The 23,094-nt window shown below is 63.0% G+C and carries 20 protein-coding genes and 2 tRNA genes; 5 read left to right on the forward strand and 17 right to left on the reverse strand.

Going from position 1 to position 23,094, the window contains the following annotated elements; genetic code table 11:
* Nucleotides 1-16 precede the first annotated feature (16 nt).
* The 4 genes from infC to uvrB all read right to left on the reverse strand — a co-directional run bounded on the left by infC (nucleotide 17) and on the right by uvrB (nucleotide 4,875).
* Nucleotides 17-535 (reverse strand): translation initiation factor IF-3, encoded by a 519-nt coding sequence (infC, locus tag IPM80_22815; GenBank protein ID MBK8961178.1) that lies wholly within the window; start codon nucleotides 533-535, stop codon nucleotides 17-19.
* A gap of 3 nt (nucleotides 536-538) precedes the next feature.
* Nucleotides 539-2,461, reverse strand: coding sequence for a threonine--tRNA ligase (thrS, locus tag IPM80_22820; protein ID MBK8961179.1), 1,923 nt, complete (start codon nucleotides 2,459-2,461; stop codon nucleotides 539-541).
* Nucleotides 2,462-2,620: 159 nt separating this feature from the next.
* Nucleotides 2,621-2,697: transfer RNA gene (locus IPM80_22825), tRNA-Val, on the reverse strand.
* A gap of 123 nt (nucleotides 2,698-2,820) precedes the next feature.
* A complete protein-coding gene (gene uvrB / locus IPM80_22830; GenBank protein MBK8961180.1) occupies nucleotides 2,821-4,875 on the reverse strand; it encodes an excinuclease ABC subunit UvrB in 2,055 nt (684 codons plus the stop codon).
* 89 nt (nucleotides 4,876-4,964) lie between these two features.
* On the opposite strand from uvrB, the gene IPM80_22835 reads away from it, so the two are divergent.
* The 3 genes from IPM80_22835 to IPM80_22845 all read left to right on the forward strand — a co-directional run bounded on the left by IPM80_22835 (nucleotide 4,965) and on the right by IPM80_22845 (nucleotide 8,116).
* Nucleotides 4,965-6,149 carry a pyridoxal phosphate-dependent aminotransferase gene (locus IPM80_22835; GenBank protein MBK8961181.1) on the forward strand — a complete coding sequence of 395 codons (1,185 nt, stop codon included), beginning with the start codon at nucleotides 4,965-4,967 and terminating at the stop codon, nucleotides 6,147-6,149.
* Nucleotides 6,150-6,206: 57 nt separating this feature from the next.
* Nucleotides 6,207-6,282 (forward strand) — tRNA-Asn (locus tag IPM80_22840).
* An 895-nt stretch (nucleotides 6,283-7,177) separates the two neighbouring features.
* Nucleotides 7,178-8,116: a glycosyltransferase family 2 protein gene (locus tag IPM80_22845; protein MBK8961182.1), complete on the forward strand. Its 939-nt coding sequence runs from the start codon at nucleotides 7,178-7,180 to the stop codon at nucleotides 8,114-8,116.
* A gap of 7 nt (nucleotides 8,117-8,123) precedes the next feature.
* Here IPM80_22845 and IPM80_22850 read toward each other — a convergent pair whose 3' ends face one another.
* From IPM80_22850 to coxB, 10 genes are all read right to left on the reverse strand, one after another.
* A complete protein-coding gene (locus tag IPM80_22850; protein MBK8961183.1) occupies nucleotides 8,124-9,593 on the reverse strand; it encodes a lipopolysaccharide biosynthesis protein in 1,470 nt (489 codons plus the stop codon).
* Nucleotides 9,590-10,492, reverse strand: a complete 903-nt coding sequence (locus IPM80_22855) for a glycosyltransferase (GenBank protein MBK8961184.1) — start codon at nucleotides 10,490-10,492, stop codon at nucleotides 9,590-9,592. Before IPM80_22855 ends, IPM80_22850 begins: the two co-directional genes overlap by 4 nt.
* Entirely contained in the window at nucleotides 10,489-11,430 is a 942-nt protein-coding gene (locus IPM80_22860) for a polysaccharide pyruvyl transferase family protein (GenBank protein ID MBK8961185.1), read from the reverse strand. Before IPM80_22860 ends, IPM80_22855 begins: the two co-directional genes overlap by 4 nt.
* A gap of 344 nt (nucleotides 11,431-11,774) precedes the next feature.
* A complete protein-coding gene (locus IPM80_22865; GenBank protein ID MBK8961186.1) occupies nucleotides 11,775-12,413 on the reverse strand; it encodes an SCO family protein in 639 nt (212 codons plus the stop codon).
* Complete coding sequence (locus IPM80_22870; GenBank protein MBK8961187.1) at nucleotides 12,410-13,162, reverse strand: SURF1 family protein; 753 nt, start codon at nucleotides 13,160-13,162, stop codon at nucleotides 12,410-12,412. Before IPM80_22870 ends, IPM80_22865 begins: the two co-directional genes overlap by 4 nt.
* A 3-nt stretch (nucleotides 13,163-13,165) precedes the next feature.
* Complete coding sequence (locus IPM80_22875; GenBank protein MBK8961188.1) at nucleotides 13,166-13,381, reverse strand: DUF2909 domain-containing protein; 216 nt, start codon at nucleotides 13,379-13,381, stop codon at nucleotides 13,166-13,168.
* Between the two features lie 40 nt (nucleotides 13,382-13,421).
* Entirely contained in the window at nucleotides 13,422-14,285 is an 864-nt protein-coding gene (locus tag IPM80_22880; protein ID MBK8961189.1) for a cytochrome c oxidase subunit 3, read from the reverse strand.
* 7 nt (nucleotides 14,286-14,292) lie between these two features.
* Entirely contained in the window at nucleotides 14,293-14,886 is a 594-nt protein-coding gene (locus IPM80_22885; GenBank protein ID MBK8961190.1) for a cytochrome c oxidase assembly protein, read from the reverse strand.
* Nucleotides 14,887-14,899: 13 nt separating this feature from the next.
* A complete protein-coding gene (locus IPM80_22890) occupies nucleotides 14,900-16,495 on the reverse strand; it encodes a cytochrome c oxidase subunit 1 (protein ID MBK8961191.1) in 1,596 nt (531 codons plus the stop codon).
* A gap of 32 nt (nucleotides 16,496-16,527) precedes the next feature.
* Nucleotides 16,528-17,751, reverse strand: coding sequence for a cytochrome c oxidase subunit II (coxB, locus tag IPM80_22895; GenBank protein MBK8961192.1), 1,224 nt, complete (start codon nucleotides 17,749-17,751; stop codon nucleotides 16,528-16,530).
* Between the two features lie 267 nt (nucleotides 17,752-18,018).
* Between coxB and IPM80_22900 the strand changes: the two genes are divergently transcribed.
* On the forward strand, nucleotides 18,019-18,444 hold the full coding sequence (locus IPM80_22900; protein ID MBK8961193.1) for a hypothetical protein: 426 nt from the start codon (nucleotides 18,019-18,021) through the stop codon (nucleotides 18,442-18,444).
* A gap of 16 nt (nucleotides 18,445-18,460) precedes the next feature.
* Here the strand turns inward: IPM80_22900 and IPM80_22905 are convergent, their stop codons facing one another.
* On the reverse strand, nucleotides 18,461-19,738 hold the full coding sequence (locus tag IPM80_22905; GenBank protein MBK8961194.1) for a Glu/Leu/Phe/Val dehydrogenase: 1,278 nt from the start codon (nucleotides 19,736-19,738) through the stop codon (nucleotides 18,461-18,463).
* A gap of 197 nt (nucleotides 19,739-19,935) precedes the next feature.
* On the opposite strand from IPM80_22905, the gene IPM80_22910 reads away from it, so the two are divergent.
* Nucleotides 19,936-20,592: a tyrosine-protein phosphatase gene (locus IPM80_22910; protein ID MBK8961195.1), complete on the forward strand. Its 657-nt coding sequence runs from the start codon at nucleotides 19,936-19,938 to the stop codon at nucleotides 20,590-20,592.
* 107 nt (nucleotides 20,593-20,699) lie between these two features.
* Here the strand turns inward: IPM80_22910 and trxA are convergent, their stop codons facing one another.
* Nucleotides 20,700-21,524 (reverse strand): thioredoxin, encoded by an 825-nt coding sequence (gene trxA, locus IPM80_22915; protein MBK8961196.1) that lies wholly within the window; start codon nucleotides 21,522-21,524, stop codon nucleotides 20,700-20,702.
* Between the two features lie 25 nt (nucleotides 21,525-21,549).
* Nucleotides 21,550-23,010 (reverse strand): AMP-binding protein, encoded by a 1,461-nt coding sequence (locus IPM80_22920; protein ID MBK8961197.1) that lies wholly within the window; start codon nucleotides 23,008-23,010, stop codon nucleotides 21,550-21,552.
* Between the last annotated feature and the right edge of the window lie 84 nt (nucleotides 23,011-23,094).

Below are 23,094 nucleotides of genomic sequence, written 5' to 3' on the forward strand. Positions count from 1 at the left end.
AATTCTCCACTGCCCGTCAGCTGCGCTTCGGCGCGATGACCATGACCATCTGGCGCCCTTCGAGCTTCGGGAATTGCTCCACGTTTCCTAACTGTCCGAGGTCGCTCTCGACGCGTTGCAGCATCTGGGCACCCAGTTCCTGGTGTGCCATTTCGCGGCCGCGGAAGCGCAACGTCACCTTCACCTTGTCGCCCGTCTCGAGGAACCGCTTCAGATTTCGCAGTTTGATCTGATAGTCGCCCTCGTCGGTGCCAGGCCGGAATTTGATTTCCTTGACCTGGATCTGCTTCTGTTTGCGCTTGGCGGCATGGCGTTTCTTGCTCAAGTCGAACAAGAACTTGCCAAAATCCATCACACGGCAGACAGGTGGCTCGGCAGTAGGCACGATCTCGACCAGGTCGAGTTCATGGATCTCCGCTTCGCGTCTCGCAGCTTCGATTGCAACGATTCCGAGGTTTTCACCATCCGCGCCAATCAGGCGCACTTGCGGACAGTTAATATCCCCGTTGACCCGGTTCTTCTTGTCGGCGGCTATACCTCAATCCTCCAAAATACTTTGGCCGCGCTGCGCAACTTCCAGGCGGAGCCTCTCTGTGAATTGCTCTAGGGTCAATTCACCCAGATCGGCGCCGCTTTGCGCTCGCACGGCCACGGTTCTATTACCCATCTCGCGCTCGCCTATGACGAGCAGGTAGGGGATGCGTTGCAAGGTGTGCTCGCGGATCTTAAGCCCGATCTTCTCGTTTCTCAAGTCTGCGTCGCATCGGAATCCTTGATTTTTCAGGATTTCCGCAACTTCCCTGGCCCAGGGACCGTGGTGCTCGGTAATACTGAGGGCAATCGCCTGCACCGGCGCCAGCCAGGCCGGGAATCGACCTGCATGATGCTCGATCAAAATCCCGATGAAGCGCTCCATCGAGCCCAGGATGGCGCGATGGATCATCACCGGCACATGGCGCTCACCATCTTCGCCGACGAACTTGGCGCCGAGGCGCTCGGGCATGGAGAAGTCCACCTGCACCGTGCCGCATTGCCAGTTCCGCCCCAGGCAATCCTTGAGGGTGAACTCGATCTTGGGCCCGTAAAAGGCGCCTTCTCCGGGCTGCACACGGAATTTCAGGCCCTTGTTGGTGAGGGCCAGTTCCAGCGCCGCTTCGGCCTTGTCCCACAATTCATCGGCGCCGACGCGCTGCGCCGGGCGTAGGGACAGCGCCACTTCGACATCGGTGAAGCCGAAGGCGGTATAGACCTGGTAGGTCATGTCGATGAGACGCCCGACCTCGTCCTGCAGCGAGCTTTCGGCGCAGAAGATGTGGGCATCGTCCTGGGTGAAGCGCCGCGCGCGCATCAGCCCGTGCAGGGTCCCCGAGGGCTCGTTGCGATGGACGATGCCGAACTCCGCGATGCGGAACGGCAGGTCGCGGTAGCTGCGCAGGCCATTGTTGAAGATCTGCACGTGCCCCGGACAATTCATGGGCTTGACCGCGTACTCGCGATTTTCCGAGTGGGTCGCGAAGATCATGTCGTGGAACTTGTCCCAATGGCCGGACTTCTCCCACAAGGAGCGGTCCAGCACCTGCGGGGTATGAACCTCCTGGTAGTCCGCGTAGCAGACCTCGCGGATGTAGCGCTCGACCAGCCGGTAGAGGGTCCAGCCCTTTTCGTGCCAGAACACCATGCCCGGCGCTTCTTCCTGGAAATGGAACAGGTCGAGGCTGCGACCGAGTTTGCGGTGGTCGCGCTTCTCGGCCTCTTCGATGCGCTTGAGGTAGGCGGCGAGGTCCTTCTTGTCCGCCCAGGACGTGCCATAGATTCGCTGCAGCACTTCGTTGTTCTGATCCCCGCGCCAATAGGCGCCGGCAATCTTGGTCAGCTTGAAGGCCTTGAGGCGCCCGGTGCTGGGCACATGCGGACCGCGGCACAGGTCGACGAAATCGCCCTGCCCGTAGAGAGAAATGTCCTCGCCGGCCGGGATGGAGGCGATGATTTCGGCCTTGTAGGCCTCGCCGATACCCTTGAAATACTCCACCGCGTCGTCGCGCGCCATCACGCGTCGCTCGACCGCGACATCGGCTTCGGCCAGTTCCTCCATGCGTTTCTCGATGTGTACCAGATCATCGGGCGTGAAGGAACGCTCGTAGGCAAAGTCGTAATAGAAACCATCCTCCACCACCGGCCCGATGGTGACCTGGGCGCTGGGATAGAGCTGTTTGACTGCCTGCGCGAGCAGGTGGGCGGTACTGTGGCGGATGATCTCGAGGCCGGCCTCGTCCTTGGGCGTGATGATCGACAACGCACAGTCGTGCTCGATCAGGAACGAGGTGTCGACTTCGCGGCCGTCGACGCGTCCGCCGAGCGCGGCCTTGGCGAGGCCCGCGCCAATGGACGCCGCAACGGCGGCCACGGTCACCGGCGCGTCGAAGTGCTTTTGGCTGCCGTCGGGAAGAGTGATTGCAGGCATGTCTCAAATCTCCGTGGCCTGTACGAGCGGCCATCGAATGGGGCGGAACCCAGCGCAACACGGAGGGGCGCGAAGCCTGTGCGCCAAGTGACACCGGGGCGGCGCACGCGCGAGGTTCGACGCGGGAATTCCGTTACGAGACTTCCTACCGGTCGGAATTGGTAGGCGCGATTGGATTCGAACCAACGACCCCCACCATGTCAAGGTGGTGCTCTAACCAACTGAGCTACGCGCCTGTCGTTCTTGCGCGGTTCGGGCCGACGAGTCTTAGCTCGGCGCCAGTACCTTCGCGAAGGGGCGGAAGAATACACAAATTGCGCGCGTGTCACCAGCCATCGGCGACCGCCCGCGGGTCGAATTCAGTCACTGCCCGCCACCATCGGCATGTCCAGCAGCTCGCGTTTGATGCGGCCGATCTCGTCGCGCAGCCGCGCGGCCTCTTCGAACTCCAGGTCGCGCGCGTGCTTGTACATGCGGTCTTCGAGCTGCTTGACCTTCTTTAGCGCCGCCTCCGAACTCAGGCCCGCGTAGGGCGCGTGACTCTCGGCCGCGCGCTGCTGCGCGCGACGCGGCTGGCCGGCGGCCGGACCGTAGGCGCCTTCCATCACGTCCGCCACCTGCTTGGTGATGCCGACGGGCGTGATGCCATGCGCCGCGTTGAATTCGATCTGGACTTCGCGCCGTCGCTCCATCTCGTCCAAGGCGCGACGCATGGAACCGGTGACGCTGTCGGCATACATGATGGCGCGTCCGCCGATGTTGCGCGCGGCGCGGCCGACGGTCTGGATGAGCGAGCGGTCCGAGCGCAGGAAACCCTCCTTGTCCGCGTCCAGGATCGCGACCAGCGCCACCTCGGGCAGGTCCAGGCCCTCGCGCAACAGGTTGATGCCGACCAGCACGTCGAATTCGCCGAGCCGCAAGTCGCGCAGGATCTCGACCCGCTCCACGGTGTCGATGTCGGAATGCAGGTAGCGCACCCGCACGCCATGTTCGCCGAGGTAATCGGTGAGGTCTTCGGACATGCGCTTGGTCAGTGTCGTCACCAGCACACGTCCGCCGCGCGCGACCGTCAGGTTGATTTCCGACAGGAGGTCGTCGACCTGTGTGCCGGCCGGCCGCACCTCGACCTCGGGGTCGATGAGGCCGGTCGGGCGCACCACGAGTTCCACCACGCGCCCGGCATGACTCGCTTCGTAGCTGCCGGGCGTGGCGGACACGAAAATCATCTGCGGCGCCAGGCGCTCCCACTCCTCGAAACGCAGCGGCCGGTTATCGAGCGCCGAGGGCAGGCGGAATCCATATTCGACGAGGTTCTCCTTGCGCGAGCGATCGCCCTTGTACATCGCGCCGAGCTGCGGGATCGTGACGTGGCTTTCGTCCAGCACCAGCAAGGCGTTCTTGGGCAGGTAGTCGAACAGCGTGGCCGGCGGGTCGCCGGCGGCGCGACCGGACAGGTGCCGGCTGTAATTCTCGATACCGTTGCAATAGCCGAGCTCGGCCATCATTTCGAGATCGAAGCGCGTGCGCTGTTCCAGGCGTTGCGCTTCCACCAGCTTGTTCAGCGAGCGCAATTGCTCGAGGCGTTCCTTGAGTTCTTCCTTGATGGTCTCGATCGCGCGCAGCACCGTTTCACGGGTCGTCACGTAATGCGACTTGGGATAAATCGTGTAGCGCGGCAGCTTGCGCACCACCTCGCCGGTCAGGGGGTCGAACAGGGCGAGGTTCTCGACCTCGTCATCGAACAGCTCGACGCGCAGCGCGTCGCGCTCCGACTCCGCAGGGTAGATGTCGATGACCTCACCGCGCACGCGGTAGGTGCCGCGCTCCAGCACCACGTCGTTGCGCTTGTACTGCAGCGCCGTCAGCCGTCGCAGTATCGAGCGCTGATCGATGATGTCGCCGCGACGCAGATGCAGCACCATCGAATGGTATTCATCGGGCTCGCCCAGACCGTAGATGGCCGACACGGTCGCGACGATGATGGTGTCGCCGCGTTCGAGCAGCGCCTTGGTGGCCGACAGGCGCATCTGCTCGATGTGATCGTTGATGGAGGCGTCTTTCTCTATATAGGTATCGGAAGCCGGCACATAGGCTTCCGGCTGGTAGTAGTCGTAGTAGGAAACGAAATACTCCACCGAGTTGTGGGGAAAGAACTCGCGCATCTCGCCGTACAGCTGCGCGGCCAGCGTCTTGTTCGGCGCCATGATCAAGGCCGGACGCTGCACGGTCTGGATGACATTGGCGATGGTGAAGGTTTTGCCGGAACCGGTGACGCCCAACAACGTCTGGTGGTAGAGACCGGCGTCGATGCCTTCGAGCAGCGCGGCGATGGCCTCCGGTTGACCACCCGCGGGTGCGAACTCGGACACCAATTCGAACTTGCGGCTGGTCGAACGTTCGTCGATATTGCTCATCGGGCGGCGTGCTTGCGGGGTCGCGGTCGTCCGGTATAGTACACGACCCGCTGTCGCGCCAATCAGCGAACGCCAGGAGCTTCGTCCCCGTGGACGTCAAACCGTCACACCGCGCCGCGAGTGTTCGTATCTCGCCCACGCTGGCCGTCGCCGCCCACGCCGCCGAACTGCAACGCGCCGGGCGCGGCATTCTCAACCTGGCCGCCGGACAATCGGATTTCGACGCGCCGGAACACGCCAAGCGCGCCGCCCGCGAAGCCATCGATGCCGGCTTCACCAAGTACACCGAGGTCGACGGCACGCCTGAACTCAAGGCCGCGGTGATCGAGAAGTTCGAGCGCGACAACGCGCTGCATTTCCGTGCCGACAACATCCTGGTGTCGTGCGGTTGCAAGCACAGCCTGTTCAATCTCATGCAGGCGCTGTTGAACGAGCACGACGAAGTCATCATCCCGGCGCCCTACTGGGTGTCCTATCCCGACATGGCGCGACTGGCCGGCGCCGACCCGGTCATCATTCGCACCAAGTTCAAGCAGCGTTTCAAGATCACCCCCGAGCAATTGCGCGGCGCCCTCGGTCCGCGCTCACGCCTGTTGATCCTGAACAGCCCGGCCAACCCCAGCGGCGCGGTGTACAGCCGCACCGAACTGGAAGCCATAGGTCATGTGCTGGCCGACTTCCCGGAAGTGATCGTGGCCAGCGACGACATCTTCGAACACGTGACGTGGTCGGCCGAACCGTTCGTCAACATCCTCAACGCCGCACCGCGGCTGCATGAGCGCACGGTGCTGGTCAACGGCCTTTCCAAGGCCTACGGCATGGCGGGCTGGCGCATCGGCTACGCCGCCGGTCCGGCGCCCTTGATCGCGGCCATGAAGAAGATCCAGTCGCAGAGCACTTCCAATCCGAATGCCATCGCACAGGCCGCCGCCACCGCCGTGTTGCGTGGCGATCGCGAATTCCTGCGCGAACAGAACGAGGCGTTCAAGAAGCGCCACGATTTCGTGATGCGCGAACTGGCCCTGATCAAGGGCGTCGACGTGCACCCCGCCGAGGGCAGCTTCTTCGTGTTTCCGGACATGAGCGGCGTGCTCGCGCGGCGCGACGATCTCGATGACGACGTCGCGCTGGCAGAATACCTGCTCGACAAGGCCGAGCTCGCGGTGGTGCCCGGCGCGGCGTTCGGGACACCCGATTGCCTGCGGCTGTCCACCGCCAACAGCATGGAGGTGCTCAAGGAAGCCATGGCCCGCATGCGCAAGCTGCTGGCCTGAGCGCAATTAGATTTGACCGCTGCCCCACGAGGTCAGTACCATACGCCGCTCCTTTATTCCCCGGTAGCTCAGTCGGTAGAGCGGGTGACTGTTAATCACTAGGTCGGCGGTTCGAGCCCGTCCCGGGGAGCCATCCAAGACGCGCAGCCATGCAGCGGCGTGCGTGCTTCAATCCAATTCCACGGATATCGCTTCCCCGCGCACGCCGCGTCGGCAGCAGCTTCGCCTTGCAAAACGCACAAGGTGGGCATTTGCAGGGCCGAAAGCCAAGCGTGCCCTGACATCCAAAGGCAGCCACACCAACGTCGATCTGCCCTGCAGCGCCTCGAGCCCGAAACGCCGAACATTGCAATCCACGACGCAATCCACGACCTCGGTGGCCCCGGGCGGCGCAGCCTCGGCGCTGAACCGTTGCCGGTCGAGATAAGGCCAGACCGGGACAGCCATGGCGACTTCGGGGAAGTCAGGGGGGCAGGGGGGGGGGGGGCGGGGGGGGGGGGGGGGCGGGCGGGGGGGGGGGGGGGGGCGGGGGGGGGGGGGGGGGGGGGGGGGGAGGGGAACCCCCGGGCCATCGAAGAACACGCTGCGGCCCAGCGGTTCGTGGAGAAAACCCTGAACCTAAAGTTCTCTGCTCGGCAGGCGCTCAGCAGTGCGCCTCGAATGACCTGCCAATCATGCAACCCCACCTCGCTCCACCAACGGCAAGCGTCCTTACCTACGACCTACGCACCAGCCCGCGGCAACCATCAGCAAGCATAGGCGACCGGTTCTCGTGTCACGTTGGGGTGATAACAGCGCCCGCCCCCCCTGGAACCACCTCTGAAATCCGAAAAGGAGGTCACGAAAACCTATACTGCATGGCAGTGATGTTGTTAAGTCTGAACGGCCCTGGCCGATATGTGCGGATGCCACTTCAAACGCCAAGATACAATCCGGCACCCGCGCGGTAGCAAACGAGAGAGAGTCACGCCACAGCGCCAGCCGATGATTCCGAACTCCTGCCAATCGCGAACGTCAAGATCGCAACAGTGACACGCGCATCAAATCTTGGCTCAACACAATCACGTGAGCCCCTGTCTCTGCCTCACGGCGCTATTACAACGGTAATCATTCCTACGCTCGGGCGTCGACCACTCGAATTGCGGCGTGCGATTGAGAGCGTAATTCAACAGGACGGCCCGCCCGCGGTGCCATTGGTGATTCTGAATGGCGCTCATTTCGATACAAGTCTTGCAAGAGAGCTTGAATCGCGGACTGATTTAAGATTGCTCCGCTCGCCGTCAAGCGGCGTTTCCAACGCCAGACTCGTTGGTTTGCGAAATGTTGATTCACCACTGTTCGCGTTTCTCGATGACGATGACGAATTATTACCCAACGCAACGAAGGTGAGAAACGAAGCTTTTTCCCACAGCAACGCGGATGTCGTTGTAACAAATGGTCTGCGGCGGATTAAGGACGAATCTGTCCGAATGTTCGATCACGAGCACCATACCTCCGATGCCGCCCGGGACCTGCTTACGAGAAACTGGATGCATTCCGCAGCTGCGACATTCAGGTCATCAACTGTTCCCTTGACCTTTTTCGAGAATCTCGCCGACTTTTTTGAGATTACTCATTTCATGCTACGCATTTGCCAGCACCGGCAAATTGCTCGCGTAGACACGCCGACTTTCATTGTTCACCAATCAGCGCACGAGCGAGTGAGTTTGAGCCGACAATATTCCGAGGCCGCGCCGACAGTCCTGCAGCAAATGCTGGACGAAACGGAGAGATCGGATTTACGAAAGCTGCTGGCCCTAGCGCGGACAAATGCGCTGCATTATTGCTCCGACGCCGCCTTGAACGCTGGCGATTTGCGCAATGCCTGGATCATGCATCTACGGTCACTGCTTGGCACCGGCGGCGCGCGCTATCTCCCATATTCGCGCCACCTGCTTCGCGCGAGCGTCTCTCGGCGCGAATCGTAGTGCGACGTCACTTACCTCGCGAACGAAACGCGACAATTTTTTCCAACACGTAACTCTCTGCTCCCGTGGGCCGCCCGAGAGCGACCCACAAGCCCGCCGTCGTAAAAATATAAACCGCGCCGCCGAGACCGATCATAAGGCACAGACTTGCGACCGCAGGCATTACCAGCAAGGGATGCACTGCCTGCAGCGCGATATACATGGCCCCGGTCGCCAGCAATGGCCGAAACGTCGTCAGGACAATATCTCGGACCGTGACGACGCTGATGGCCTTCCGCAGCAGATAAATTGAGACAGGAAGCGCAAGGCAAACCGTCGCGACTCGCGCCCACGCGATTTCCACGGCTTCACCACCCGCGACATGAAATTCGATGAGCAACATGAACACGACTATTTGAATCCAGACAAACAGGGCACTGCTCATCGTGTGGCCCAAGGTGATCATGACGTATCCGCACGTCGTAGTGATTGAAAAAATGATGTTCGCGATAGAAAGCAGTTGCACATACGGCACGATGAACAACCATTTCTGGCCGAGCAGAACGCTGACTGCCTCCGGGGCAGTAATCGCGAGCCCGACGCTACATGGCACTGCGATCATGGTCTGCAGGCCCTGCGCCAACAAGAAAACGCGCCGCAATTCACTCAAATCATGCTTTATGCGGACGAAGCTCGGGAAGATTACCCGGTTGAGCGGGCTGAGCAGTTCATTGTTCGGGATACTCGAAATTTCCGTCGCCAGTGAATACCCGCCCATGACCGACGCACTCGAGCCGGCGCCAACGTAGATTCGATGCAAGTTCAAGTGCAAATAACTACCTATCCCCCGCATCAGGATCCAGAAAGACACTGCGAAGATTTCTTTGGATTTTTCCAAGCTCAGGCGCGGCCGCATGTCATGCATGAAGTAACTGAGCAGCGTTCCTACCAGGCGGGATGCGACGGTCGCAAACACCAGCGCCCAATAATTTCTCAAAATCCATGCTGCCACAATCGTCAGCACGAACGCGACGACGCGCTTGGTAAATGTGAACCTGAAATCGAGCCCAAAGCGCATTTCTTTCTGAAAAGTCACCACGCCGATATTTTCCAAGCCGGAAAACACCATTCCTATCGCCATGCACCACAGCACCGGCTGCAGACGATCATCATCGAAATAAGCGGCCGCCCAATCGGCAACCAGGCAGATCACCGCGGCCGAAGTGATCGTCTGAAGAATTCTCAGTGTCCAGGCAGTGTTGTAATGAGCCGGAGTGGGGTTGCGGTTCTGTATGAGCGCGATGTTGACGCCGAGGTCCAAGAACACGTCGACAAAGGCGACCACCAGAGTAACCATGGCGATGATGCCCAAATCGGAAGGCTCCAGAAGTCGCGCCAAAACGATCGTGCTGACAAACCCGATCAGCCTGTCCGTCCAGCGCATGCCCACGGTCAATGCCGCACCACGCAATACACTGGTTGGTCCGCTGCTTTTCATGACTTTTTCGGCCACCCCGGAATCAAGTAGCGGGTAAAAAGCGCGTATCGCCACCCGCCCAGCGCGAGGAGACTAGATAAATGGAAGCGCCACGCGGATGCCAGCTGGCCACGTCCCAATGCAACGTCCGCGCGGTGATGCCATGTATCTCTTATTCGGTTTTTCAGTATCCGCCGGACCTCCCCGGTCGGCGCGAGGGCCAACATGCGATTGAAAATCGAAATCTGGGCATCCAAATACTCATCCGATTTCGATTCGGATTTGGGCGTCTCGTAAATGCAGAAAGTTGGCCGGTCCAGGGTTCTGACCTCGATTCCAGCCCTCGCCAGGACAAATCCCAACCATGTCCACTCAGCGTAACGAGCGACCTTTTCAAATAGCTCCTCACGTGCCACGGCAGCGCGGTACAAGCCGCTACATGAGGCCAGCCATGGTTCCCGGAATATCGCAGTGAGAGGGTCCTCCGTGACGAGGTTCAGATGGCTCATCACGGTTTCGCGGAAATTTTCGCGGCAACGATAGCCGTTCGTTACGAGAACGCCCGCATCCGGATGTCTCTCCAGTTCGGCCAAGCGCAGATCTATTGCTTGCGGAAGATACTCGTCGTCGTCATCGAGGAATCCAAAATACGGGCTCTTCACCGCACTTCTGCCAGCGGCAATCGCGTCGCTCAATGACCTCGCCGCGATCTGCAGAACGTCGATATCTTTCCTGCGCTTGAGGTCTGCAACCAGCTTCTCGTCGTAGCGATCTCCATTTACGACAACCAGCACCGAAATGGGCGTATCGTTCTGCCCGAGTACGCTTGCAATTGCTCTGCCGAGCGAATCGGCGCGCTCGGCAACCGCCATAGTGCAAATAATGACAGTGCAAACCGGTTGCGGCTCACCGGGCATCACGCAGGCACTCCGCGCAGACGCATCATCAGGCGCTGCACCTTCCAGCTGCGCGCGAGCCACTTGGGCAATAGCGGCGGTGAGTTATCGACCACGAGTTCATTTTCGAAGGATGCAAGCCACTCCACCCCGCGCTCGCGCAGGCTGTACTCCCACACACTTCTATTCTTGTGATAGTTGCCACCGGTCATCGTCACCGGCACGCCCAGCAGGGCTCCGCCAATCGCGGAATGGAGGCGATTGGTGAATATTCGCGACGCAAAGGCGTGAACACGTATCCAATGGCCCAGCGACGCGCAGTAGTAGGCAGGGTCCATCTCCACCACCCCCCGATATCGTCTGGCGGCGTTCTGCGGCGCCTCGTCGTCGCGACGATTGACCAGAAGCACATAACGCGGACTCGGGGGGCGCGTGAGTCCGCCCATGCGCAGCAAATCCTCCTGCCTCAATTGCAGCGCTGTGTCGTGGTCAAGATGCAAATGAACATTCGGGGTCGGGAAATCCTTAAGGTAGTCGACACTGGCCTGCTCCCTCACATACAGATGCACCTCGCGCGCACGCGATTCCGCCAGGGCCACACGCAATCGTTCAGCCACCACCGGCGTTTCGGTCTCGCATGTCTGCGGCCCCTGCACCACCAATGCATCAGGGATGCTCAAGGCGGCGACGAAATTCTTGAGTGCACGTCCGCTACCCCATTGATTCAGACCGCCGCCGCCGTGCAGGTAGACGGCCGCACCGGAGCCAATACTGGTCGGAACGAAGTTCTCGGCATCAAAATGACGGCAGCGCAAACCGAGCCGCCCAGCCAAAGCCTCGGCGCCCGCGTAAATCAGTTGGTCCCCCAGATTGCCTCCGGGGCGCACGAAATGCCATTCGCGCTGGCGATGCAGGGTCAGCAGAGTTTCGAGGCGCGTTGATTCATCTTCCAATCTGGACATTCGCACCGGCCTCGGATTTCGATTTTCGTCGCTATTGGCGAACCCGGGAATCGGCGCCTGGATCCTACCCGGGGACATGGACAGCTTCTCGTGCACCTGCGATGGGCCACTGACCACAACCGCTCAGCCAATCGTTTAGCGGCCGCGGGCCACGGTGATTAAGGCGCGCCTGCGTCCGCGGCCGGGATTATATCGCGGGGGAGCTGTACCTTGGACACGGGAGGCCATGACACGCCACGTTCAGACACATCGCTGATTTGAGGCTCCCAAGACGTGCGGATTGGACGCGGTCGTCGCGCAGCCCCCTCCCTGGTGGAGCGGGCTGCTGAAATGAGCCACTTGCTTCAATGCATATTGACGTAACGAATGACGTGCCGGAGATCGGCGAGGATATCCTTGTATTCGACGTTCGGCGCGTAACTCAGCACCAGGTTGCCGCGGGGATCGATGAGAAAGTAAGCGGCTCGTGCGGCTTCAATCTCGGTGCCGGGGCGCATTTGCCCGACCAGCGCCTGCAGCGCCTGCTCCGGACCGGCGATGATGCGCGTGAGCGTGTCGTCTTCCATGCGCGCCCGCCATGCTGCATCGGCGGGCGGAACGGTCAGCACTCCCACCACCTGCGCCTTGTTGGCGTCTTCGCTCAAGGCGCGGCGTACGCGCTGCAAGGTACCTAACGGCACGTCGCAGCGCGCGTCACACGGCGTGGTTCCCAGCCATGCCAGCGTCCACTTGCCCTGCAGCGCCTCGAGCCCGAAACGCTGTCCTTTCAAATCGACGAACTCGGTGGCCGCGAGCGGCACGACCGGCTCGTACAGTGTGCCGTGCTGGGAATGTCCCTGCGGCCGCAGTTGCGGATAGCTCAGCAACAGCCAGGCGCCGACGAAAGGCAGCCCGCACAGCAGGATTAAGGCCACCAGGGTGAATTGATTGCGCGGCACTGCCGCGCCATTGGCATTTGCTTCGCGCGGCGCCTGGATGCTCATGGCTTGCCTGTCTCCATCATCAGGGTCGTTCGGCGACGGCCGCTCCACCACAAGCGCAGCGCGACCAGCGCAACGATGCCGGCAAACGAAAACCACTGCACCGCGTAGCCTAGGTGCATGCCGCGCTTTTCCTCGAGGGCTGGCCGGAAGCGCAACAAAGCGCCATCCGCCGCCGCGTCTTCGCGCAACACCACGCCATCCATCAGCGGCCCGGCCTTGGCGGCGAGCCGTTGCCAGTCGAGATAAGGCCAGAGCGGGCCAACCATGGCGGCTTCGGGGGCCTCACCGAGGAACGCGCTGCGCACCGGCGGCTGGTCGAGAAAGCCGCGCAGTTGCAGTTCACCCTCGGGTAACGGCGCCTCGGCCAGCCGCGCGTGATCCTGCGACCACGGCACCCAACCGCGCTCGACCAGCAGGCGCCGCGGCTCGCCGGCCACCGCGAACGGCGCATATACCGCAGCCCCGGCACGGCCATCATGCACGCGGTTGTCGAGCAGTACCTGCGCGCCCGCCACGAAGCGTCCGCGCACCACCACCGGCCGAAAGCGCAATTCGTCGCGATAGGTAAAGCCCGGCAAGAGTTCGAAGGCCTGCGCCTCCATGCGCTCCGCCATCTGGGCGTGCAGTCGCTGCTTGTCGTCGGCGCGCTCGAGTTGCCAGACCCCGAGGCGCGCGCACACCAGCACCGCAATTGCACTCAGGATACCGAGCACCAGCGGCGGGCGACGCGCTGCGGGGCCCGGCGGCATCGCCTATAGCCCGTGCGGTTGAATCAGGCCCAGGAATGCGCCGGCGATCAACATTACGAACAGGATCAGCGCGAGGCTGACGCGAATCGACAAGGCACGCGCGACGCGGGTCTTGTCCTTGTCGCCGTGATCGCGCGACAGGAAATACAGCGCCTCGAGCAGCACGCCGGCGGTCAGCAGCATGAGCACGATGGCCGGCAGTTTGAATACGATCCCCATCTCTCCCCTCCCCTTACGAGCGTCAGCGCCCGCCTTTCATTTACATGATGTACACGAAAATGAACAAGCCCAGCCACACCACGTCGACGAAGTGCCAGTACCAGGCAACGGCCTCGAAGGCGAAGTGATTCTGAGGGGTGAAATGCCCTTTCAAGCTGCGCCCGAGCACCGCTGCCAGCATGATGGAACCGACCGTCACGTGCAAACCGTGAAAGCCGGTCAGCATGAAGAAGGTCGACCCGTACACGCCCGACTTCAGGGTGAGATGCAGATGGGTGTAAGCCTCCTGGTATTCCATCGCCTGCATCACCACGAAGATCAGACCGAGCGCGATGGTCAGCGCCAGGCCGCGGATCAGCAGGGCGCGGTTCTCGGTCTTCAGTCCCCAGTGGGCCCAGGTGATGGTGGCGCCGCTGGTCAGCAGGATGACGGTATTGATGGCCGGCACGCCCCATGCCGACATCGGCGTGAACTCGTCCTTCAAACCCGGCGCGGTGCGCGGCCATTCAGCGAAGAACTGGTTGTAGAGCAGCTCGTTGGTGCCCGCCAGGTAGCCATTGCCCGTCAACCAGTCGGCGGCGACGTTGCGCAAGTAATAGAGCGAGGCAAAGAACGCCAGGAAGAAGAAGAATTCCGAGGCGATGAACCACACCATGCCCTGGCGAAACGAACTGTCGACGGCATCGTTGTACAAGCCCTCGGAGTTCTCTCGCACGATGTCGCCGAACCAGGCGAACATGAGGTAGGCGAACAAGGCCAACCCCAGGATCACGAACACCATGCCCGGCCACAGTCCATTGATGGTCAGCGCCGTACCGAGCAACAGGCTGAACAAGGCCAGCGTCATGAGGATCGGCCACGGGCTCGGCTCAGGCAGGTAGTATTTCGAGACTTGCTCAGACATCGTCAATTCATCCCTTGCTGTTGGAGGGCGCCGGCGCCGGCCCGTGTTCGGGATCCGCCGCGTGGCGCAGGAAGGTGTAGGAAAGCGTCAGCGCGTCGATGTCGTCCGGCAGTTTGGGCGACACCATGAAACGCACCACCAACTCCTTGCTCTCGCCCGGCGCGACCGCTTGATCCTGGAAACAGAAACACTCGGTCTTGGTAAAGTGGGCAGAGGCCTGCCACGGCAGCACCGTGGCGATGGCGCGTCCGACGATGGTCTGGTTGGAGCGATTGCGCACGTGGAACGTCATTTCCTGCATCTGGCCCGGATGCAGGGCCAGGCGCGGCTGGTCGACGCTGAATTCCCACGGCAGGTCGGCCGGCACGTTGGTATCGAAACGCACTGTCACCTGCCGCGCCTGCGGCGCTTCGGTGCCCGACACGGTGCGAGCCACGTCGGCCGACGCGCTCTGGATACCGACCGCGTCGCACAACAACGAGTACAGCGGCGCAAGCGCGAAGCCGAAGCCGAACATCAGCGCCGCCAAGCCGCCCAGCCACAGCGCGGTGCGGCTTCCGCGCGGCTTGGGGGTCGCGCGGCTGGTGTCGTCGGTGACCATGAACGGCGCGGCCTTATTTCACCACCGGCGGTTCGGTGAAGCTGTGGAAAGGCGGCGGCGAAGGCAAGGTCCACTCGAGACCATTGGACGCTTCCCACACGCCGTCGCTCGCCTTCTCACCGCCGCGTATGCACTTGATGATGATGATGGGCAGCAGGATCTGGCTGATTCCGAAGATGAACGCGCCAAGGCTCGACATCTTGTTGAACTCGGTGAACACCAGGTTGTAGTCGACGATACGGCGCGGCATGCCCGCCAGCCCCAGGAAATGCTGGGGGAAGAACGTCAGGTTGAAGCCCACCATGGTCAGCCAGAAGAACAGCTTGGCGAGCTTCTCGTCGTACATGTGACCGGTCCATTTCGGCAACCAGAAGAAGGTGCCGGCATACAGGCCGAACAAGGCGCCCGGAATCAAGGCATAGTGGAAGTGCGCGACCACGAAATAGCTGTCGTGGTACTGGATGTCACCCGGGATCACGGCCAGCATCACGCCGGTCATGCCGGCGAACGTGAACAGCACGATGATCGCGATCGAGAACAGCATGGGCGTCTCGAAGGTCATCGCCCCACGCCACATGGTGGCGATGAAATTCACGATCATGAGGCCCACCGGTATCGAGATCAGGATGGTGCCGATCATGAAATAGGTGACGGCCGCCAGCGACATGCCGATGGTGTACTGGTGATGCGCCCACACCAGCATGCCGATAGCGCCCACCGACACCATGGCGCCGACCATCGAGGTGTAGCCGAACAGCGGCTTGCGCGCGAAGGTCGGGATGATGTGCGCGACGATGCCCATCGACGGCAGCAGCAGCACGTACACCTCGGGATGGCCGAAGAACCAGAACAGGTGCTGGAACAGCACCGGGTCGCCGCCGCCGGCGGCATTGAAGAAGCTGGTGCCGAAGTGGCGGTCGAACAGCAGCATGGTCACGCCGCTGGCGAGCGCCGGCATGATGAGAATGAGCAGGAACGCCGTCACCATCCACGCCCAGCAGAAGATCGGCATCTTCATCAAGGTCATGCCCGGCGCGCGGGTGTTGAACAGGGTCACGATGATGTTGATGGAGGCGAGAATCGAAGACACGCCGAGCAGGTGCACGGTGAAGATCAGAAGGTCCATCGACATGCCGACCTGCAGCGACAATGGCGGATAGAGCGTCCAGCCGGTATTGACCGGCGTACCGCCGCCCGGCAGGAATGGCACCACCACCGACATGATCAGCATGATTCCGCCCGCCACCAGGATCCAGAAGCTCAAGTTGTTCATGCGCGGCAAGGCCATGTCAGGCGCACCGATCATGAGAGGAATCATCCAGTTCGCCATGCCCGCCGCGGCCGGCATGACCGCGCCGAACACCATGATCAAGGCGTGATTGGTGACCAAGTTGTTGTACAGATCGGGCTGCAGGAACTGGATGCCCGGCATGAACAGCTCGGCGCGGATCAGCATTGCCATGAGTCCACCGCTGAACAGCATGACGCAGGCGAAAATCATGTAGAGCGTGCCGATGTCCTTGTGATTGGTACTCAGCAGCCAGCGCCGCCAGCCATGGGGCAGCGCATGGTGGTCATCGTGATGGTCGAGGGAAATGGCGGTGGACATGCGGTTCTATTCCTCCTGATCTCTTGGTTCGATCAATGCGCCGCGGCGCTGGCCTGCGCGGCGCGCGCCTTTTCCACGTCGGCGGGCTGCACCACGTCACCAGTGTCATTGCCCCACGCGTTGCGTTCGTAGGTGGTGATGGCGGCGACGTCGAGATTGTTGAGCTGGCCCCAAGGCTGCATGGCGGTCCCGGCGATGCCATGCAGGATGATGTCCAGGTGGCTGGCAACCGTCCCCATCACCACCTTGCCGTCCTTGAGGAAGCCGCGTTCCTCGAGAGGCTTGGTCAAGGCCGGCGCAGCCGGGAACGGCAGCCCCGCCACGATCGGCGGGAAGGCCGGTGGCAGCCCCTTGCCGTCGAGCTGATGGCAGGCTGCGCAGTTCTTGTTGTAGGCGTTGCGGCCGCGCTCCATGAGGTCGTCCTTGCTCCACACCTTGTCGGCGCTGGCCTCGGCGGCCGCGGCCTCGGCCACCTTATGCTGTTCCGCCAGCCAGGTATTGAAGCGATCGTTGCTCACCGCCTCGACCACGATGGGCATGCGCGCATGCCAGGTGCCGCATAGTTCCGCGCATTGGCCGCGGAACACGCCTTCGCGATCGATGGTCGCCCAGGTCTCGGTCACATAACCGGCAATCGCATCCTTCTTCATGCCGAGCTCCGGCACCCAGAATGCGTGATTGACGTCGGCCGAGGTATGCAGGAAGCGGATCTTGGTGTTGGTCGGCAGCACCAGGCGGTTGTCGACATCGCGCAGGTAGAGGTCGCCGGCCTTCTCCGGCGGCAGCGCGCGGCTTTCCACCGTGAGTTTCTGGTCGAGGTATTCGAATTCCCACCACCACTGGTGGCCGACCACCTTGATTTCCAGCATGTCCTTGTCTTTCGGCACCAGCCACAGCGAATGCAGGACTTTCTCGGCGCTGCCGGCAATCGACAGGTCCACGCCCAGCACCAGCACCGGCACCATCACCCACGCCCAGCGACCGAAAGTGCCGAGGTGGAATTTCTGATCCGGCACCGCGCCGCGGCTCTTGCGATGCACGAACAGCGAGTAGCAGATAACGGCGTAAACGATGAGCAGCAGCACGAACGTGATGCGCATCGTGAGCATGTGGATATCGTAGATATCGCGGGCACCGGCACTGGCCGGTTCCGGAAAGTTGTAGCGCATCTCGGCGAAGGCGGATGATGAGAGCCCGCCTGCCAGCAATCCCGCGCAGGCGCGCCCGATATGACGCAACCGTCCCCCTAGACGCATCCTCATTCCCCCAATGCTCATTCTGGATACAGGCACGAGCGCACGTGCGCCAGGCAAGCGACCCCATCGCCTGCCTGCGGCCGTATGTCGCACCGCTCGCGTGGGACGGAAAGTAAGTAATCGGGATTGCGCAAAGCCTGATCTGGATCAAGCAAGCAGGTCATCCGAATAAAGGACGATCCATCGGCGGCCGCTAACGGCCGCTCGGCGGGCGACCTCGCGCGCAGCGCCGCGGCACGTCGCGGCCTCATCTATGGAGTTGGAGTCTTGGATCTACGCACGGCGGGATTGGTGGGCAGCGCATTGCTGCTGGTGGCGATGACCTGGATGACGCTGTCCATCATGCGTCAAGCCGATTCGAGCGTGACCGCGCGCATCCGTGCCCGCCTGCGTGAACGCCTCGGCGCACTGCGCCTGGCACGCATGCTGAAGCGTCAGGGCATCGCCGACGAGACCTTCATCGCCAACGCCGCGCCCGACGCGGTGAAAGCCCAGCTATCGGCCTGCGAGAGCTGTGTCGCGGTCGTGCAATGCGACAACGCGCTGGCCAGTGAGCTGCCGCTCAAGGACATTTCCTTCTGTGCCAATGCCGCGGCGCTGGAAGCCCTCACCCATCACGGCGACACCGCCGCCGCCAACGACGAAGACACCCCGTCGCCCTGCGCGCGCGTCGGGTGCGGCCGCGCCGGTTGAGCGTCGCCGCGCGGCCTCAAGGGTAGAGTCCGCGCAGTTCCATCGCATCGAGGATGCGCGTACAGCCGACGATGAAGGTGGCAGTACGCAGGCTCACGCCCCGCTCCCCCGCCAACTGCCAGATGGCAACAAAGGCATCTCGAATGATGCGGTCCAGGCGTTCGTTGACCTCGGCCTCGGTCCAGAAATAGCTGGCGAAATCCTGCACCCACTCGAAGTAGCTCACGATCACGCCTCCGGCGTTGGCGATCACGTCCGGCACCACCAGCACGCCACGCTCGGCGAGGATGTCGTCGGCTTGCGGCGTGGTCGGGCCGTTGGCGCCTTCGACCACGATGCGCGCACGTACACGCTCCGCGATGGCGGCGGTGATCTGGCCTTCGAGGGCGGCCGGCACCAGGTACTCGGTTTCCAGCGCCCAGAATTCTTCGGTGGAGATATCACTGGCGCCGGCGAAGCCGTTCACGCCGCCGCGTTCGGCCGCGTGGCGCGCGAGCAAGGTCGGGTCGATGCCGCGCTCGTCATGAACCTGCCCGCTGTGATCCTGCACCGCGATCACGCGCGCGCCGGCGCGGTGAAAACAGCGGGCCGCGGCGGCGCCGACATTGCCGAAGCCTTGCAACACCACCCGCGCGCCGTCGAGTTCCACGCCGGCGCGACGCCCCGCCTCCGCCGCCACCACGAACACGCCGCGCCCGGTCGCGTCGCGGCGCCCGAAACTGCCGCCGATGGCGAGCGGCTTGCCGGTCACGATGCCGGTGGTGGTGCGGCCCTGGTTCATGGAATAGGTGTCCATCATCCACGCCATGATCTGTTCGTTGGTGTTGACGTCGGGCGCGGGGATGTCCTTGTCCGGGCCGATGATGAGATTGAGTTCACTGGCATAGCGCCGCGTGAGGCGCTCGAGTTCGGACGCCGACAAGACGCGCGGATCGACCCGCACCCCGCCCTTGGCGCCACCGTAGGGCAGGTTGACCGCCGCGTTCTTGACCGACATCCAACCCGCCAGCGCCATCACCTCCGGCAAGGACACCTGCGGGTGATAGCGGATGCCGCCCTTGCCCGGACCGCGTGCCAGGCTGTGCTGCACGCGGTAGCCCTCGAAGTGCGCGAAGCTGCCGTCATCCATGCGCACCGGCACGTCGACGATCAGGATGCGCTTGGGCTGCTTGAGCGATTCCACCCAGCGCGCCAGCGTGCCGAGATGGGGCGTGGCGCGGTCCAATTGCTCGACGAAGGTTCGCCACGGCGCCAGGTCGCCGGCGCCGAGATAGGAAGGAAGCGACATGGTCATGGCATGACTACCTGCATGGGGGTGTGAGTATCGCGATCGCGCCGCGTGGCTTTCGACGCTGCCGTCCGACCGACACGAATGACGATACAATCGCGGCATGGACATCGATCATCGACAACGCATCCTACGCTTCGATGGCGCGCGCAACGTGCGCGACCTCGGCGGCCTGCCCACCGTGCACGGCACCAACACCCGCCATGGTGTCATCATTCCGCGCCGATGGTCTGTCGCGCCTGACGGACGACGATCTCGCCCGCCTCGCCGCCTTGCGCCTGCGCACGATTGTCGATCTGCGCTTCGAGGAAGAACGCCAGCGCGCGCCGGATCGTGTGCCATCCGACCAGCCGCCGGGCTTCTTTCTGCGCGGTTTCTATCCCAACGGCACCGAAGACCTGTTCCACGCCATCAATGTGCGCGGCGTCGGCCCGGACGAAGCAGCGGCGATGATGTGCGCCAATTACGCGCGCATGCCTTTCGATCACGCGGCCGAATTCCGCGACGTCATGCATCACATCATCGCCGACGGCACCGCCCCGCACCTCGTGCACTGCGCGAGCGGCAAGGACCGCACCGGCCTGCTGGTGGCATTCGTGCTGCTGGCGGTGGGCGTGCCGCTCGCCGTGGTGTTCGAGGATTACCACCTGAGCAATGGCGACTGGCAACCGCTGGACATGTTCGCGCCGGCGGCGCGCCAGGACACCATCGCCGCGGTGATGGCCGCGCCGCGCGAATACCTGCAGTCGGGGCTCGATGCGATCGCGGAACGCTGTGGCGACATGGATACCTATCTCGAACAGTGGTTGGGGTTCGGGACGCGGGAAAAAGATGCCCTGGCGCGCTTGATGCTGGAGTAAGGACTTGTGGGTCGGACTTCAGTCTGACATTCAGTCGCCAAGCCAAGAATTCGAATTGTCAGACTGAAGTCTGACCCACAAAGCATGGCTTCACGAGCTGGAGTCGTTCAGTTCAAGCTACGCGCCATGCGCGTGCGCCAGCCCTTGACCCGCTCGTCGGCGCCCAGCACGTTGAATATGTCGACCAGGGTCTTGCGCACCGCGCCGTCCCGCCACGCGCGCTGACGTGGCAGCATGGCCAGCAGGTCCTCGACCGCGAGTTCGAAGTCCCCGCCGACCGCGGCGCGCACAGCGGCGCGATAGCGCGTCGCGACTTCGTCATCGCCGAGATCGCCGTCGGCGGCGTCGGCCAGGGCGAGGCGTGCGTTCAATGGCTCGATATCCTTGCCGACCTGCAGATTGGGCGGCAGCACGGCGAGCAGGGCGCGCGTGTCATCGACACGGCCGAGGCCAAGGTAGAGTTCGGCCAACGCGAAGTGCACGCGGTAGTCCGCGGCATCGATGGCGTGGGCGCGTTCGAGTTCGGCGATCGCCGTCTCGACATCGCCCGCCGACAAGGCCGTGTGGGCGGCGGCGACGGCATCGTCGCTGGCGCGCGCCAGGTGCGGCCTGACCAGGCGTTCCAGCGCCGCCAGCGGCTGCGCGCCGACCGCCTGGCCGACCACCTCACCGTGACGAAACACCATCAGCGTCGGCAGGCTGCGGATGCTGTAACGGGCGGCAAGCTCCTGCTCGGCATCGGTGTCGACCTTGACCACCGCCAACGCGCCATCCAGGCGCGTCACCAGTTCTTCCAGCACCGGCGCCAGCTGTCGACAGGGCGCACACCAGTTCGCCCAGAAATCCACCAGCACCGCCTGTTGTCGGGACCGCGCCAACACCGCCGCCTCGAAGTCGGCGGCGCCGGCATGGCTGATCAGCTCGCTGCTCACGCCCTTCCCTCCTCGCCGTGGCGACTTACTTCTTTTCCGCCAGCAGGCGATCGCGCACTTCGCGGCGCAGGATCTTGTTGGCCGCGCTCTTGGGCAGTTCCGGCCACAGCGCAATGCCCTTGGGGCGCTTGTAGTTGGCGAGCTTATCGCGCGCGAACTGGTTCAAGGCTTCGAGATCGAGGTCCGGCCGGCCTGCCACCACGGCATGCACCATGTCGCCCCATTTCTCGTCGGGCAGACCGACCACCGCCGCCTCCACCACGCCTTCGAAGGCCATCAGTACGTCTTCGACTTCGCGCGGGTAGACGTTGTAGCCGCCCGAGATCAGCATGTCGTTCTTGCGATCGACCAGGTAGTAGAAACCGTCCTCGTCCATGTAGCCGACATCGCCGGTGTGCAGCCAGCCGCTGCGGAAGGCCTGCTCGGTCGCTTCCGGGCGATTCCAGTAATAGGCCATGGTCTGCGGGCCGCGGCACACGATCTCGCCCACTTCGCCGGGCGGCAGCACCTTGTCGTCGTCATCGAACACCGCGCATTCGACGAAGGTGAACGGTCGGCCGCAGGAACCGACGCGGGAGTGGTCTTCGGGTTTCAGACAGGTGATGACCATCGGGCTCTCGGCCTGGCCGTAGCACTGCGCGAAGATGCGTCCGAAGCGCGCTTCGGCGCGACTCAAGAGGCTCGGCGCGATGGGCGAGGCGCCATAGGAGATCTTGCGCAGGTTGAAACTCGCACCGTCGAGTTCGGGCTGCTCGAGGATCATGGCCAGCATGGTCGGCACCAGGAAGGTGTGGCTGGCCTTCTCACGGCTGGCGAGCGCGATGAATTCGGCGGCGTCGAATTTCTTCATCACCAGCGAACGCACGCCGCGCGCGATGGCCGGCAGGAAGAATGCGCCCGAAGCGTGGGCGATGGGCGCCGCGTGCAGGAAGGTGTTGCCCGGTTCGAGGTCGGGCACGAGATCCATGAGGAAGGCCGACAGTTCGGCCAGTTCGCCACGGGTGGTCAAGGTCACGGCCTTGGCCTTGCCGGTGGTGCCGCCGGTATACCCCAGGCGCAGCGGCGCATCGAGCGCGCGATCGACCATGCACGGGCGCTCGTCCTTGTGATCGAACATGGCCGCGAACTCGGCACTGCCAATCTGGATGTCGGTCTCGAGCCCGTCGATATCGTCGTGGATCACCGCGCGGCTGCCGCTGTCGGCCAACTTGTAGCGGTGGTTGTCCAGGGTTTCGCGGGTATTGAGTCCGACCCGCACCAGGCCGGCCTTGGCCAGCGCGTAATAGGCCACCAGGCACTCGATGCTGTTGGGCAGCAGCACGCCGACGCGATCGCCGGGCTGCAGGCCACGCGCCAGCAGGGCGTTGCCGATGATGTCGGTCAGGCGATCGAATTGGCGGAAGCTGACGTCACGCGTGCCTTCGGTCAGGCAGGTGGCGTCGCCGTAATAGAGTGCCGCGCGGCGGATGAGTGAGCCGATTTGCATGAGGGTTCCAGGCAATTGGAGGTCGGATGACCGGGGCGCGGATCATGGCATCGCTGGCGCGGCCGTGCCAAGCGCCAACCCGGC

This window comes from Pseudomonadota bacterium (assembly GCA_016719885.1).
Lineage (GTDB): Bacteria > Pseudomonadota > Gammaproteobacteria.